This is a genomic window from Arenibacter sp. F26102 (genome assembly GCF_023015865.1).
In the GTDB taxonomy this organism is placed as follows: domain Bacteria; phylum Bacteroidota; class Bacteroidia; order Flavobacteriales; family Flavobacteriaceae; genus Arenibacter.
Genome location: NZ_JALKBC010000003.1, coordinates 429,673 through 445,833 on the forward strand (window position 1 = coordinate 429,673; position 16,161 = coordinate 445,833).

Annotated in this window: 10 protein-coding genes; 7 read left to right on the top strand and 3 right to left on the bottom strand. The window is 40.4% G+C overall.

The features are described from left to right. The first annotated feature begins 295 nt into the window (after positions 1-295). The 5 genes from MWU78_RS06110 (at position 296) to MWU78_RS06130 (ending at position 8,666) form a co-directional block, all read left to right on the top strand. A complete protein-coding gene (locus tag MWU78_RS06110; protein WP_246995964.1) occupies positions 296-580 on the top strand; it encodes a DUF2188 domain-containing protein in 285 nt (94 codons plus the stop codon). Between the two features lie 456 nt (positions 581-1,036). Next, positions 1,037-2,566 (top strand): M81 family metallopeptidase, encoded by a 1,530-nt coding sequence (locus MWU78_RS06115; RefSeq protein ID WP_348647063.1) that lies wholly within the window; start codon positions 1,037-1,039, stop codon positions 2,564-2,566. Between the two features lie 300 nt (positions 2,567-2,866). Next, positions 2,867-4,264 carry an efflux transporter outer membrane subunit gene (locus MWU78_RS06120; RefSeq protein ID WP_246995967.1) on the top strand — a complete coding sequence of 466 codons (1,398 nt, stop codon included), beginning with the start codon at positions 2,867-2,869 and terminating at the stop codon, positions 4,262-4,264. A gap of 12 nt (positions 4,265-4,276) precedes the next feature. Next, entirely contained in the window at positions 4,277-5,485 is a 1,209-nt protein-coding gene (locus MWU78_RS06125; RefSeq protein WP_246995969.1) for an efflux RND transporter periplasmic adaptor subunit, read from the top strand. A gap of 7 nt (positions 5,486-5,492) precedes the next feature. Beyond that, positions 5,493-8,666: an efflux RND transporter permease subunit gene (locus MWU78_RS06130; RefSeq protein WP_246995971.1), complete on the top strand. Its 3,174-nt coding sequence runs from the start codon at positions 5,493-5,495 to the stop codon at positions 8,664-8,666. A 373-nt stretch (positions 8,667-9,039) separates the two neighbouring features. Here MWU78_RS06130 and MWU78_RS06135 read toward each other — a convergent pair whose 3' ends face one another. Together MWU78_RS06135 and MWU78_RS06140 are read right to left on the bottom strand one after the other, a co-directional pair. Then, complete coding sequence (locus tag MWU78_RS06135; protein WP_246995973.1) at positions 9,040-9,450, bottom strand: response regulator; 411 nt, start codon at positions 9,448-9,450, stop codon at positions 9,040-9,042. A gap of 411 nt (positions 9,451-9,861) precedes the next feature. Further along, positions 9,862-12,285: a transglycosylase domain-containing protein gene (locus MWU78_RS06140; RefSeq protein WP_246995975.1), complete on the bottom strand. Its 2,424-nt coding sequence runs from the start codon at positions 12,283-12,285 to the stop codon at positions 9,862-9,864. Positions 12,286-12,841: 556 nt separating this feature from the next. Between MWU78_RS06140 and apaG the strand changes: the two genes are divergently transcribed. Together apaG and pruA are read left to right on the top strand one after the other, a co-directional pair. Continuing rightward, complete coding sequence (gene apaG / locus MWU78_RS06145) at positions 12,842-13,228, top strand: Co2+/Mg2+ efflux protein ApaG (protein WP_187581727.1); 387 nt, start codon at positions 12,842-12,844, stop codon at positions 13,226-13,228. A 211-nt stretch (positions 13,229-13,439) separates the two neighbouring features. After that, positions 13,440-15,068, top strand: a complete 1,629-nt coding sequence (gene pruA / locus MWU78_RS06150; RefSeq protein WP_246995977.1) for an L-glutamate gamma-semialdehyde dehydrogenase — start codon at positions 13,440-13,442, stop codon at positions 15,066-15,068. A gap of 414 nt (positions 15,069-15,482) precedes the next feature. Here the strand turns inward: pruA and rsmG are convergent, their stop codons facing one another. Next, positions 15,483-16,118, bottom strand: a complete 636-nt coding sequence (gene rsmG / locus MWU78_RS06155) for a 16S rRNA (guanine(527)-N(7))-methyltransferase RsmG (RefSeq protein ID WP_246995979.1) — start codon at positions 16,116-16,118, stop codon at positions 15,483-15,485. Positions 16,119-16,161: the final 43 nt, after the last annotated feature.

Below are 16,161 nucleotides of genomic sequence, written 5' to 3' on the forward strand. Positions count from 1 at the left end.
TGGGTTTTGTTGTTTTTAGATATCTGGCCTGTAAGGACAGATAACTGTATTTACAGGACGTAGAGGGGGCGAACACCGCAGGTATTCTCCCCGATTCCACTTAAAAAAGGCTACCCGATAGGTGGCCTTTTTGCGTTCGGCCCGTCGAATCGAAGCCAGCGCGCCAGCTCGCTTCTTCTCCAAAATATACACTCTAACAATATACACTCTAACTTTTTCCGTGAGCTGCACCGATTCATTTTCAAAAATCGGAAAACTAGAAATAATGGTATCTTTGGAACAACAATAATCGAATATGTCGAACGTCAAATCTTGGATACGAACCCTTGTTGAGCTTTTGGAAGTCTTTTTTAACAGCTCGCAACAAAGCAAACGAGGCAGAACTTGGCACCACCATGTGGTTCCCTATGAGGAAGGCTGGGCCGTGCGTCGCGAAGGCAACCAACGTATAACCAGTAAACATCGAAAACAGAGCACGGCCATACGTAAGGCCAAAAGTTTGGCTAGAAAATACAAGGCCGATGTCATTATTCACCGAGAGAGTGGCGGTATACGAGACCGGATAAGCTATGATGATTAAGAATTAAATTCCATTTAGGAAAGCATTGGAATTTTAAAAGAAGAACTATCAGGGTTGTAAATAAGAGGAATTTTTTACATACCCTTATTAAAATTTAACATTTTAAAAATTAAAATGTTTACACAAAAGTCGGCTGGCCATTTATATAAAATCATCAACCTGTTCCCTGAAAATTTATATGATTTTTAAAATTCTTGGCCCAAAATAGCATATCCCCAATTCTCGAGTTTTTATTTGCCATGAGGTTGAATTAAACGCTTGACTTTGTCTCTAGAACATTGAGTTTTGTTCGATTCTTATTCAAAAAACCCACCAATAAATCCTTATATTGGATTCCCATAAAGGGAATTTTAAGGCAAAATATTGCCCTTACCCATTTTCAAACTTAATAGGGAACCTAAAACATAATTAATATTGAAACCACTTTACAACTGCTATATCCTTCTCTTGGTCCTAATGGCTTCATGCCAACAAGGCAAAAATGAAAAATCAACAAAAGAACTGCCTAAAATTGCCATTGCAGGTCTGGGAATAGAAAGCAGTACCTTTTCACCTGCCTTAACCCATGAAGAAGCCTTTCACGCCAAAATAGGTGACTCTATTTTTGCCAAGTACCCGTTTCTTCAGATAGATTCTTTAAATAGGCATAGGGCACAATGGGTGCCTACCTTGGTCGGGAAATCATTGCCAGGCGGAACTGTAACCCGTGAGGCATACGAATCCTTGGTAACAAAAGCCTTAAAATTATTAAAGGAAAATGGTCCCTATGACGGACTTTTCTTTGATTTACACGGTGCCATGAGTGTGGTTGGATTGGACGACCCTGAGGGCGACTTCATAGAAAGAATTAGAGACGTGACAGGAACCAATGTACTTATATCCACCTCTATGGACCTCCATGGAAACGTGTCCGAAAAATTGGCCAAACATACAGATTTGATAACCTGTTATAGAATGGCACCCCACGAGGATGCCATCCAATCCAAAAAAAGGGCGGTCACCAATCTTCTGGAACGACTTGAAAACGGCAAAGGAAAGCCTCAGTACAAGGCTTGGATCCCTGTACCCATATTATTACCAGGTGAAAAAACCAGTACCCGAATTGAACCAGGTAAAAGCCTTTATGCAAAAGTTCCCGATGTAGCCAATGAAGAAGGTATTATTGACGCGGCCATTTGGATTGGATATGCCTGGGCAGATGAACCGCGCAACCATGCCGTAGTCATGGTTACCGGCGATGATAAGGAAAAAGTTGAAAAAGGTGCCGAAGCATTGGCGCAAAGCTTTTGGGATGTGCGAAAACAATTCGAATTTGTAGCCCCAACTACAACATTGGAAGAAAGTTTAAAAATGGCGCTGTCCAGCGAAAAACATCCATTTATGATCAGTGATATGGGTGACAACCCAACTGCTGGCGGTTCAGGAGACGTTACTTGGACATTGCAACAATTGTTGGCCAGGCCGGAATTTAAATCGGACAAAGGTCCTTCCTTGATTTATGCCTCTATTCCTGGGCCGGAATTTGTTGAAAAAGCCCTTGAAATAGGTGTAGGTGGAAAAATTAAGGCCATGGCCGGTGCAGCAGTGGATGACCGATTTGCAGGTCCTTTGGAACTGGAAGGAACCATTGAAGCGATCAAGGCCGGTGATGTAAACGCAGAAGTAGAGGTCGTTGTTAAAATTGGAAGTATACAGATAATCGTTACCAAAAAAAGAAAGCCGTACCATTATTTAAGCGACTTCACCAATTTAGGATTGAATCCAAAAGAAACGGATATCATTGTAGTCAAGATAGGTTACTTGGTACCAGAACTGTACGATATGCGTGGCGATTGGGTTATGGCATTGACCCCAGGCGGTGTAGATCAAGACCTTAATAGATTGGGTTATAAACGTATTAAAAGACCAATGTTTCCATTGGACAGTACTATGGCCCAACCGGATTTGAAAGCCCATTTTATTCCGGCTTCCAATTCAACCGAATAATTATGGATAAGCTTAGTTAAAAGGGTTATTACAGGTTACATTTAATATCCTCTTCCGTTTATCATCTGAAAGTAGTATGTTCCGATAGCTAACAGTTTACCCAAATTACTGCTACAGCAAACGCAGCAAAAAATCAATACTAACGCAATCGGTATTGGCTAAACCCAAACCCATTTCCTTAAGACATTATTAACAATTAAGATTTTGTTAATACAGTAATAGCGCTAAAAAAAGTATTTTAGGGAAAACCTAAACATAACCCTACCATTGCAGACTAAAAGCACTACCATAGGATTAAAAATGCAATTCAAACTAAAAGGTTTACAAAAGGCCTTTCCATTTAGTTTTTTGATCTTCGTTTTGCTCTTCTTTGGCTGTTCCCCTAAATTTTCAAATGTAGCCTTACCCATTGATGACTTAAAGGAATTCTCATACAATGGTTCAAGTGTTTTGGCAGACAAATGGTGGACCGTCTTTAACGATGAGCAACTTAATATCCTCATCGATTCCGCATTACAGTCTAACATGAATCTAGCGGCTACTTGGCAACAATTTTTGGCAGCAAAAGCCATTGTAGCACGTGAGGGCGCGGATAAATGGCCACAAATTGGAGCTAGCGCACAATCTGCAATTAATTTACCCGAACCCGATTTTGTGGGTGGGGAAAATACACAATTGGGTCTGACCGCCAATTATGAATTGGATTTATGGGGAAGGATACGTACTTCGGTACAGGCCGAAAAATTTAGGTCGGAGGCCAGTCTGTATGATTACCAAACTGCAGCAATATCTCTTTCAGCTGAAATTGCAACAACTTGGTACCAACTAATAGCGGCAAAAAAACAACTACAAATTTCGTTGGATCAAATTTCCACCAATGAGGATATTATTAAACTTATAAGAACGAGGTTCGTGGGAGGTCAGATTAGGGCAGTAGACATCCTAAGACAGGCCCAGTTATTGGAAAGTACCAAGGAGCAACAGATAATTTTTGAAACCAATGTAGCCCTTTTGGAAAATCAATTGGCAGTACTTTTGGGTAAACAGCCACAAATAAATTTGGCTTTTGAATCTACCGACCTGCCAACACTACCAGAACTACCCGATGCAGGTATGCCCTTGGAACTTATTAGACGTAGACCGGACATACAGCAATCCTACGCCCTATTATTGGCTTCGGATAGGGATATGGCGTCTGCAGTGCGTAGTAAATATCCAAGAATATCCGTAAGTGGTAGGGGACAACTGCGTTCCAACAGCTTTCAAAATCTCTTTGACAATTGGGCCTATACCTTAGCCGGAAATATATTGGCCCCCCTCTTCTATGGGGGACAGCTAAGTGCTGAAGTGGATCGCAACCAGGCCATTAAACAACAACGCCTTTTGGAATATGGACAGACCACTTTGGAGGCATTTCAAGAAGTGGAGAACAGCCTGACACAGGAATTAATGCAAAAACTAAGGGTAGAAAATATAGATAGACAGTTGGAATTGGCACAAAAAAGCAACAGACAACTAAGGGTGGAGTTCCTTAATGGATTTAGCCCCTATCTGGATGTACTTATAGGTTTGGACGCCGAGCAACAACTCCGCAGGGATTATATAGTGTCCCAACGGCAACTAATTCTCATACGAATTGCATTGTATAGGGCATTGGCGGGTGGATTTGAAACGGGTAGAGAAATAGACAATCAATAGAATTTTAACTTTATGAGCAATAAAAAAATACTGTGGATATGTTTAGCTATACTCATTGCAGGGATTGCTATCACCACCCTTATATTTTCTACGGAACCAGAAGCAAAGACCGAAGGGGCTAGTATAGAAACGGCCATGTTGGTAGATGTGATAACTGTAAAAGGAGGCTCATTTGAACCTACTGTAGCAGCAACGGGAACAGTGCAACCTGTAGAGGATATTACCTTAAGTCCGTTGGTTTCGGGACAGATAATACGTAGGGATCCCGCATTTACTCCCGGAGGTTTTGTAAAAAAGAATCAACCCCTGCTGCAGATAGACCCTTCCGATTATAAAAACACCCTAGAACTCAGAAAGAGTGAATTACTTCAGTCCAAGACTACCCTGGATACCGAAATGGGACGACAGCAGATAGCTGAACAAGATTTAGAGCTTATTACCAATGATTCCCTTTTTAAAGACAATCCACTTTCCGCAGAAGAGAGACAACTAGTATTACGGCAGCCCCAGCTTAATGCCGTTAAGGCTACCATCGTGGGTGCCAAAGCCTCTGTGGACCAAGCGCTATTAAATTTGGAAAGAACTACTATCCGTGCTCCTTTTGATGCACATATTCTTAGCCAGAACGTCACTACAGGTTCCCAAGTTGGTCCTGGGGATGATTTAGGTCGTCTAGTTGGCACGGAGTTTTACTGGGTTACTGCAACCGTACCGGTTTCCAAACTGCAATGGCTACGCTTCCCTGAAAATGATAAGGACAGGGGTGCTACAGTAATTATCAAGAATTCTACGGCCTGGCCGGAAGAGCAGTATCGTGAAGGTTATCTAGACAGACAGATTGGTGCCTTGGACGGGCAAACCCGTTTGGCAAGGGTGCTGGTAAAAGTTATAGATCCACTAGCTAAAAATATCGAATTGAAAGGAAAGCCTAAACTAATGATAGGCACCTTTGTTGAAGTGGATATTCAGGCCAATAAATTGGACGATGTTATACGTCTAAGCAGGGATTATATTAGAAGTAACGAAACGGTTTGGGTGATGAAGGAGGACAAATTGGAGATTCGCAAAGTTGATATCGTGCTGACGGATAACGAGTACGCCTACATTCGTAAAGGCTTACAAGAGGGAGAACATGTAGTTATCTCAGATTTAAGTACGGTAAGCAATGGTATTGGACTAAGAACACGGTCAGAAGGCTCCGAAAAAGAACCGACACAATAGCTAGACCATGGACAAAAAGGAAAGGAAAGAAAATAAAACACCGAGGAAAGAAGGTGCTATTGCCTATATGGCCAAGAACTCCATTGCCACCAACCTACTTATGTTGGTGCTTCTCGGCGGTGGAATTTTTACCATGTTCAAAATACAAAAGGAAGTATTTCCAGAATTTCAGTTAGATTTTGTTGAAGTTTCGGTGGCCTATCCTGGTGCTTCACCGGCAGAAGTGGAGCAAGGTATACTACAACCCGTAGAGGAAGCCGTTAGGGCAGTTCAGGGAATCAAGGAAATTGCTTCCGAAGCCAATGAAGGCTCGGGAGAGATTCTTATAGAACTTGTTGCAGGATCTGAACGAATGAAAGCTTTTCAAGATATTGATCAGGCCATTAATCGTATACGTACCTTTCCGGATGATATTGAACAGCCCATTGTAAGTCTGCAATCCCGTCAACGGGATGTGCTTCAAATTGGATTATACGGCAAGGCAGATATTTGGACATTGCGTCAATTAGCCGAACGCCTGCGCAATATCCTTCTCAGTAATCCCAAGATTACACAGGTGGAACTAGGTAATGTGCCCGATTATGAAACCCGGATCGAGATTCCCCGCCATAACCTACAAAAATACAACCTGACCCTAGGACAGGTCGCAGATATTATTGAACAAAGCAGCAATGATGTACCTGCAGGGGCTGTACAAACCCAAAGTGGTGAAATATTACTACGGATGCAGGAGCGAAAACAATGGGCCAAAGAATATGGAAATATTACTGTGGTCTCTTCTGCCTCTGGGGCCAAGGTAACCTTGGAAGATATTGCCACCATCACCGATGGATTTGAGGAAACTGGATTTCACGGCCAATTCAATCAAGAAAACTATGTGGAACTTCGCATTTTCCGAATCGGGAATCAGTCCCCTCTTGAGATTGCCGATGCCGTTGAGGGCATCATGAAAGATTTCCAATTACCTCCTGGTATTAAATATCGCACAGATAGCAATCGCGCCGCGGATTATCGGGAACGGCTATCGCTTCTTACCGAAAATGGAGTGCTCGCCATTATCATAGTGCTGATTATCTTGACCTTATTTTTAGAGTATCGCCTAGCATTCTGGGTAATGATGGGTATGACCGTTTCATTTGTGGGAGGAATGATATTCCTGCCCCTTATCGGTATCAGTGTAAATATGATTTCCATGTTCGGGTTTTTGGTAGTGCTTGGTATCGTGGTAGATGATGCCATTGTGGTGGGAGAAAATGTGTACGAATACCGTCAGAAGGGATTAAGCCCCATTAAAGCTGCCATTGCGGGAACCAAAGATGTTTCCATGCCGGTCGTCTTTAGCATTGTGACAACCATTATAGCCTTTGTACCCCTCTTATTTATGCCCGGTGAAACTGGTAAATTCTGGCAACCCTTACCTGCGGTGGTGATCGTAATTTTAGGGGTTTCATTGTTGGAAGCGCTATTTATTTTACCATCCCATTTGGCGCATCTTAAAAAAGAAACCAATAAAAACAAATGGGTAAAAAAGCTTGAAGGTTGGCAGCGTTCTTTTGCAAATGGTTTTGACCGTTTTATAGAAAATCAATATCGCCCATTGTTGGACAAGTGTTTACAATACCGATATATTACGCTCACCACCGCTGTTGCTCTATTACTCATCGTAGGAGGTTATGGCTATAGCGGACATATGGGAATGATCATGATGCCCGAAGTTGCAGCCGACGAAATAGAAGCTGGGGTTCGCCTACCGGTTGGCACCACTCCTGACCAGGCGGCCAAGGTAGCACATGCCATCACCATCTCTACCCAGCGCATGTTTGATGAGCACAATCTTTATGAAGTTGCAGAAGGAATTAAGACAAATGTACGTGGACAGAATTTTATAGATGTCGAAATTGTGATGTTGCCTCCAGACCAACGGGATATTACAGCTGCCGAGATTATTGCCCTATGGCGTGATAATATTGGGGATATTGAAGGTGTTGACCAAATTACCTTTGAGGCGGAACGAGGTCCTGGAGGTGCAAGGCAGGCCATTAGCATAGACCTCAGCCATTCGGATATCAATGTGCTGGAAAAAGCCAGCGGCGCATTTGTAGAAAGGATGAAGGCATTTTCCAATACGCGTGATGTTACGGACAACTACAACAAGGGAAAAATGCAGCTCGATTTTAAGATATTACCTCAAGGTAGAAGCCTTGGGCTCACTTCTGACGAGGTAGGCCGACAGGTGCGCGATGGTTTTTTTGGAGCTTTAGCAATGAGACAGCTTCGTGGAATGAACGAAATTGAGGTACGGGTAAAACTGCCAATTGAAGAGCGTAAGGATATCAAAAATTTGGAAGATTTCCTGATACGTACCCCCAATGGATTGGAGGTCCCCTTAATGGATTTGGTGAAGGTGGAACAAAGGGAGGCCTTTAGCAGTATCAACCGTAGGGATGGCCGTAGAATAGTCAATGTTGGTATGGACGTTGAACCAGCCAATACCGTTACAAGGGTCATCAACATGGTGCAGGAAGAAACGCTACCACAATTACGGGCCGATTTTCCTGGAATCACTTGGAGCTTTGAAGGAAGTCAGGCAGATATGAGGGAAAGCACCAACACCCTTAGGGCCGGCTTCGCAATTGCCATGGGCTTAATTTATGTATTACTGGCCATTGCCTTTAACAGCTATGCACAACCCTTGATCGTCATGACCGCCATTCCATTTGGAATAGTAGGTGCCGTTATAGGCCATATCTTGCTTGGTTACGACCTCTCATTGGTAAGTTTAATGGGGGTCATAGCATTATCGGGAGTGGTAGTCAATGATTCACTGATTATGATAGACTATGCCAATAAACGGCGAAAGGAAGGAAACCCCATTTACACTTCCATTCACGAAGCCGGCCTTAGAAGGTTTAGGCCCATAATGCTTACCACCATGACTACCTTTGGTGGATTGGCCCCTATTATTCTTGAAACTTCGAGTCAGGCCTATTATTTAATTCCCATGGCAATTTCTCTGGGATTCGGCATCGTATTTGCAACTGCCATTATTTTAGTCATTGTACCCTGCTTATATTTAACGCTAGAGGATATACGGCTGATTATCGAAAAAGGTAGAACGGTAAGACAAATGGACGTATCTAAATCCAAAGTCCCAGAAAAAAAGGTAGTGGTGGATAAATAAAATAGCCCCTGTTCATTTCTAATTACATAATTAAAAAAACATCTCGGAAATATATTTTTAGGTTCGCTTCTCCATTTTTGACAACCATCGAAATTTCAATATTGTCCTTGTTGTTGGATTAGGGATAAATGTTGGAAGAGACAGGTTCCTATCTCCTGTGAGGACGTACTTTAGCAAGGCCATGAGCCAATATATACAAAGTTTGGATTCTTTACCTATAGGCCTATATTTCCAACGAACGTTAGGTACAAGCCCATCAACTCTTGGCAAACACCAAACAAAACTTAGAGTTTTTCCAATAAGTCAAGAAAGCACAATCATCAAATTCCACAAGCCTACAGAATAAACGAAGCAGATATTTTACAATGAGGTCTTATGCAGCACCCTCCGTCTCTATGGTCTTGAACAGATCGGAAAGAATGGAATCGGACAATGGCTTTACTATAAAGTCTTTTACTATGTCATAGGTATGGGCCTTTTCAATATCCTGATTATCAATAGAAGAGCTCACTATATATACCCTAGGTTTATTTTCTAAGGGTAATTTCACAAATTCATCCAAGAATTCCCATCCATCCATAATGGGCATATTTAAATCCAGAAAAATGACATCAGGTAATTGTTCTCCACCTTTAACCATTGCAGTAAGATTTTCCAAGGCCTCCTTTCCGTCCTCATGTACAATAACTGAAGAACCAAAACAGCTGTTGTAGTTTAATAATACTTTTGTCCCATAAACAAAAATGGGATCATCATCAATAATGCATACTGTTTCAATCTTCATAACCTTAAAAAGTGTAAAAAGACACATACAAATCGCCTGCCAACTATTTTCTGGATATGATTAAGGTGAATAATATACAACCTACAATACCTACGGAAACATTGCTAAAGATTTGGTAGTCCTTATTTGGGTAAGTCTATAATTTTAAAAAGTAATATTTTTCCTATAATTTATTTTTCTACAAATGTAAGAAAAAATTGTTAATGAAAATGAAATATTACAATCTAACTATCTAAATTCCAATGGATGAACAACCATCCAAATATAGGGTGTACGTTAACTAGGGTACTTGAGTATTTAAGAAAGGTACAATATGTCCGTATAGGGGTAAATATATCATTTACAATAATTTTTAAATCTATTAAATCGCTGATTATTATTCAATCAGAAAATCGAATTCATATAACCGTTTTATTGGTTGCCATCAGTTTTGGAAGTATTCAATTCTATTGAAAGACTATCCTTCACTATTGAATCGAACGCTATTTGTCCTGGCACAATCCCCTGGACCGAATCGATTGTAATAGGTGTATCTACCAACACAGCAAGGGTATCCCTTACCCGTAATTCCTGTAAATAGATGGAATCTGTCTGGGCAAATTCATAAGCCTCTTGTGCATTCAATTCTACAAATGGCCTACAAGGAAAGTAATCAAAACCATACTCAAAATTGCTGAGTAGCGGTCGTTTCCAGTAACTTAAATTTTTAAAAATGGATGCCACAATGGGCAGGGCTGTATTGGAACCAGATCCCATACTCGTGGAAGCAAACTGCACGCGTTTATCAAAGGTGCCTACCCAGGAGCCTACAACCAGCTCGGGGGAGCAGGCTATAAACCAACCATCCCCATTATTTTGGGTGGTTCCGGTCTTACCAATGAGATTATAAGGAATTTCATAACCCAATAACCGAGAACCAGTACCTGCCTTAATAACACCTTCCATCATTTTTTGTAAGGTCTTAATATTTTCGGTGCTTGCCACCCTACCCTCATATATAGGCTTGGCTTCATATAATATATTACCTTGTTCATCTTCTATGCGATCAATGGCATAAGGTTTTATTTTATTCCCCCCATTGGAAATACTGGCATAAGCAGTTACCATTTCCATCAAACTGATATCTGCAGTGCCCAGCACTATGGAAGGCACATTGGGAAGTTCCGATTCTATGCCCATTTTTTTTGCTTGGTCCAACACCCTCTCGGTTCCTGTCTTCAACTGAAGGGTAACGGAAACCGTATTCACGGAATTCGCCAAAGCACCATACATACTATAACTACCTCCATACTTATTATTGGAATTTCGAGGTCTCCAATCTTCATACTTTGAATAGGTAACAAGGTTGTTGTCATAATAATTACAAGGTTCCTCCCCTGCTTGCAAGGCCGCCAAATAGGTAATTGGCTTAAAGGTGGACCCCACCTGCCTAGGCGCGGTAACATTATCTATTTGACTAAATCCATAATCTATTCCGCCAACATATCCCATTATCCTACCAGAGACACTACTAACAGCAATAACCCCGGCATGCAACCTATTTATACTTTTTGTAATGGAATCTTCCAACGACTGCATTTGTTCTTCATATCCCTTGCCGATCACCCAATACTTTCTCTTTCTCTTTTCCTTGACGAAAGCATCAATTTCAGTTTCCGTTTTTCCAGCTTGACGCATTTGTTGTATATGGTTATTTTGGTCTACCAATTTTTTCAACAACACCTCCTTTCCCCCTTCCGTAGTTGCCGAAGCCCAATAGGTATCCATAAGTTTCTGCAGATTGTCCGCTTGGCGATGCAGTGCAGATTCTGCATACTTCTGTATGTTGGTATTTAAGGTAGTATATATGTTTAAGCCGTCTGCCTCCAAATCGTAAATATGACCATCGGGTGCAGGGTTATCTTCAGCCCAAACCGCAAATTCTGCGGCTACATAATCCTTAAAATAAGCAGAAAAAGACGAAACTTTTTTTGGCGTCTGATAATCCACCTTCATTGGAATCTGAGCCTCGTCGAAAGTTTCTTCGGTGATATAATTGTATTTAAGCATTTGGGAAAGCACTACATTTCGTCTTTGCTGGGCCCTTTCCGGAAACCTTCTGGGATTATAATAGGATGGAGCCTTTAATAGACCAACCAAGGTTGCGCTTTCCGGCAATGTCAATTCTTCGGGAGCCTTGTTAAAAAAACGTGAGGATGCCTTTTCTATCCCGTAGACATTTTCGCCAAAGGAAACGGTATTAAAATATAGCAAAATGATATCCTCCTTATCGTAAATTTTTTCCAGTCTTCTAGCGATAAATATTTCCCTAATTTTATTAATTGGGGTTGAAAGAAAAAACTGTTCTTCCCTTCCAAACAAATTTTTGGCAACCTGTTGGGTAATAGTACTACCACCTCCTGTATTTTGCTGTAATATGATCGATTTTATCAGTACCCTCGCATAACTTTGGTAATCTATTCCCCCATGTTCATAGAAACGCACGTCTTCCGTAGCAACAAGTGCCTGTTTAAGGGATGACCCTATTTGTGAACTATCAGCATTAGATCTGTTTTGAAGATAATAATACCCAATAGGTTCTTTATTGGAAGCATAAATGGTAGAAGTTACCGGATTTTTCAAGCTCTTTAAATAGGCCTTGGTCGGCAATTTGCCAAAGGCACCCAGATAGATAACCAAAAAAAGTAAAAACAGACTAAAAAATCCAGCAATTGCGCCAATTAATAATGATTTGAAAGGATGTTCCCGGACATAGACCAACATCTTTGTCAACCTTCTCCGGCCTGTCGCCAAAACATTCTTTACTCCTTTCAATACCATATTACCTTTTCTCAAATTTCCGCAATTATAATTCGATTACAAATAAAAATAAGTCAATATTCATGAATCTGTGCTCTTTTGATTATAAATAAATTTTGACGTAGGTCAATAAAATATCCATGATAATCAATTCAACTGCTTTTAGGAAATTATAGGGCAGGCCATGAGAGTTTCTAAAAAGTATAATAAAGTATGATGGCCAAGCTGTTCAGTCAACAACACTCTTCCCAACAGTGCCCTGGGAAGAAATGTTTAGACTTACATCAGAAAAAAATATAATTACACCGATCATATCAATATTAACTTTTTAAATTGGCTCTTCTTACTTATCTTGCTGACTAATTGCTTTTTAGAGGTACCGTTTTGATTGCTAAAAGAATTGCAATTTTAATATAATTTGCGAAATTTGCTATTTATCTTTGCAAAACAATGTGGAAATCCTCTCGGGCAAGGTAGATTGATAATCCTAGTTGAATACGTATTTTAGAATATTGTATTTTATGTTTAGGTCAGTACTATAAGTTGTATAGTTTTCGATAGGTAGTTTATTTACATTTTAGAATCCAATCTTATGATAACACAGGTAACTAAAGGCATTAAAATATCCGTGAACACCAGTTTTGAAGGAACTTTCTTCAAGAACTATAAGATGCATTTTGCTTTCGGCTATACCATTACCATAGAAAACCAAAGCAAGGATTCTGTTCAGTTGACGTCCCGCCATTGGCAGATTTACGATTCCTTAAATGAATTGGAAGTCTTGGATGGAGAAGGGGTAATTGGTAAAAAGCCGGTAATTAAGCCTGGCGAATCGCACACCTACAGTTCCGGGTGCCTTTTGGCTTCCACTATTGGAGCTATGAAGGGCCATTACAACATGGTAAGCATAAATAATTCGGATAAGTTCAGGGTTTATATCCCTACATTTAAATTTAGCGCTCCGTTCGCCTTAAATTAGAATTCAGAAATCACATAGTCTTTCTCCTTATTTTCCTGGATATTCTTTCAAGGAAAAAACCGTGCATTGCATAAATTATTAACACTAATAATCTGTTAATTTTATATTTTCAATACCATCCCTGAAAACAAAATTCACTCAACACTTCTTTTTATTATCGCAGATGCATTTAGTACCTTTGCCGTAAATTTGAACTTAAATCTAAATTATCATGGGAAAAGGATTTTTTCAAGTACCCACGGCATATAACGAACCTATTAAAAGTTATGCCCCTGGCTCTCCTGAGCGGGAAGAAGTACTAAAGCAATACAGTGCCTATTTTAATGCCAACACCGACGTTGCAATGTATATTGGAGGGAAGGATGTAAAAACGGGAAACACCAAACCTATTTCTCCTCCACATGACCATAAGCATATAGTAGGCCAATATCACACTGCCAAGAAGGAAGATGTAACCCATGCCATTGCCAACGCATTGGAAGCAAGGGAACATTGGGCTAATTTGGAATGGGAACAACGCGCTGCTATTTTCCTAAAGGCGGCAGAGTTAATTTCTGGACCTTATAGGGCCAAAATTAATGCTGCAACGATGATTGCACAATCAAAAAATATACATCAGGCCGAGATTGATGCGGCATGTGAACTTATAGATTTCCTTCGATTCAATGTAGAATACATGTCCCAGATTTACGAGGAGCAACCGGATTCTGCCGAAGGTATTTGGAATAGGGTGGAATACCGTCCTTTAGAAGGCTTTATCTATGCCATTACTCCTTTCAATTTTACGGCAATTGCAGGAAATCTTCCTGCCAGTGCGGCAATGATGGGGAATGTGGTATTGTGGAAACCAAGTGACAGCCAAGTCTTTTCTGCCAAAGTAATAGTGGATATCTTTAAGGAAGCAGGACTTCCCGATGGTGTTATCAATGTGGTTTACGGAGATCCAGTGATGATTACTAAAGAAGCTTTGAGCAGCCCTGATTTTGCTGGAATTCATTATACAGGATCTACCCACGTCTTTAAGGAATTATGGAAACAGATCGGAAACAATATCCATATCTACAAAACCTACCCTAGGATTGTAGGCGAAACAGGAGGCAAGGATTTCATTATAGCCCATCCTACCGCTAATCCCAAGCAGGTAGCTACAGCTATTGTGAGGGGTGCCTTTGAATTCCAAGGTCAGAAATGTAGTGCTGCCTCAAGAGTCTACCTACCAAAATCCATTTCAAAAGAAATATTGGATTTAGTTAAATCGGATGTAGAATCGTTCAACAAACCCGGTTCCCCAGAGGACATGAGCAATTTTATTACGGCCGTAATTCACGAAGGTTCTTTTGACAAGCTGGCCAAATATATCGACCAGGCTAAAAAAGACGAAAACGCAGAAATTTATGCAGGCGGTAATTACGACAAATCCAAAGGTTATTTTATAGAGCCTACGGTCATTGTAACGACCGATCCAAAATATACTACCATGGAAACCGAGCTTTTCGGACCCGTGGTTACCATTTATGTTTATGAGGACAAGGATTGGTCCAAAACACTTAAATTGGTAGATAGCACCTCTGAATATGCTCTTACCGGTGCGGTACTCTCAGGAGATCGTTATTCAATTGCCGAAGCTACCAAAGCATTGCAGAACTGTGCCGGTAACTTTTATATTAACGACAAACCTACAGGTGCCGTTGTAGGACAGCAACCATTTGGAGGTGCAAGGGCATCAGGCACCAACGATAAGGCCGGATCGGCCCAAAACCTATTGCGATGGGTATCACCAAGATTAATAAAGGAAACCTTTGTTACTCCAGTAGATTATAGGTATCCATTCCTGGGATAAGGGAATAAAACTAAATAAACATGGCCCGTATTTGCTTCTTGCAGATACGGGCCATGTTTATTATAAAATTCTTCTCACCCATTATCGGCAACTACACCTCCATCGTTTGCTCCGTAAAACCCATAATTTGGACTGTCTAAAGCAATCTATTTCGGAATAAACCTAAGCCAAAGCAAACTTTTAACATAATTTAAACCATCTTTTACACAATTATAATGTAAATTTAACGTTAAGATATTGTAAATTTACAGTGAATTTAAAGTTAACATAAAAGCGATTGACCATGAAAGAAAGCACTGAAAACAAAACTCGGAATAAAGTAAAAAGATTTTCATTTAGGAATATCCCCAATTACATAAAGGCCTATGCCAAAACTTGTAGAGAGTCCTATTATCACATGTTAAGTCTTTAATACTAACCCTTAAATTTTACGGGTAAGTACACCAACTTTTTGGTTTCAAAGAATTCCTCTTCAAATATTGCCGATAGATCATAGATTTCAACGGTACGGTATCCCTTTAATTCTTCTTCAAGATCTCCCCCTTTCAAATAAAGGATTCCATTCCTACGTTCGTGTTCGGATTTCTTTTTTATTTTGCCTTTCACCCAATGTGTAAAGGTTGGCATAGCCGCCACTGCCCTACTAACGATAAAATCGAACTGCCCCTTAATTTCTTCCACTCTCGAATTGACTGCAGTGACATTTTCAATTTCCAGTCCCGCCACAACTTCCTGCACCACCTTGATCTTTTTCCCTATTGCATCGACCAGGGTAAAATGGGTCTCGGGATATAAAATGGCCAAGGGAATACCAGGAAATCCTCCTCCGGTTCCTACATCCAATACTTCCGTCCCGGGATTAAATTTTTGAAATTTTGCTATAGCCAATGAATGTAACACATGTCGCATATAAAGCTCATCTATATCCTTTCTGGAAACCACATTTATCTTCAAATTCCAATCCTGGTACAAATGTTGCAATTTTTCTATTTGCTGTTTCTGCAGATCCGTTAAATCTGGAAAATATTTATAAATGATTGTGTAGTCCATTTTGTTTCGTTAAATTTTTGCAAAAATAGTACTTTAACAGGCA

Coding starts and splice junctions, on each gene's coding strand:
- rsmG (WP_246995979.1), bottom strand. CDS start 16,118: ATGGACTACACAATCATTTATAAATATTTTCCAGATTTAACGGATCTG.
- MWU78_RS06115 (WP_348647063.1), top strand. CDS start 1,037: ATGGCTTCATGCCAACAAGGCAAAAATGAAAAATCAACAAAAGAACTG.
- MWU78_RS06120 (WP_246995967.1), top strand. CDS start 2,867: ATGCAATTCAAACTAAAAGGTTTACAAAAGGCCTTTCCATTTAGTTTT.
- MWU78_RS06110 (WP_246995964.1), top strand. CDS start 296: ATGTCGAACGTCAAATCTTGGATACGAACCCTTGTTGAGCTTTTGGAA.
- MWU78_RS06135 (WP_246995973.1), bottom strand. CDS start 9,450: ATGAAGATTGAAACAGTATGCATTATTGATGATGATCCCATTTTTGTT.
- MWU78_RS06130 (WP_246995971.1), top strand. CDS start 5,493: ATGGACAAAAAGGAAAGGAAAGAAAATAAAACACCGAGGAAAGAAGGT.
- pruA (WP_246995977.1), top strand. CDS start 13,440: ATGGGAAAAGGATTTTTTCAAGTACCCACGGCATATAACGAACCTATT.
- apaG (WP_187581727.1), top strand. CDS start 12,842: ATGATAACACAGGTAACTAAAGGCATTAAAATATCCGTGAACACCAGT.
- MWU78_RS06125 (WP_246995969.1), top strand. CDS start 4,277: ATGAGCAATAAAAAAATACTGTGGATATGTTTAGCTATACTCATTGCA.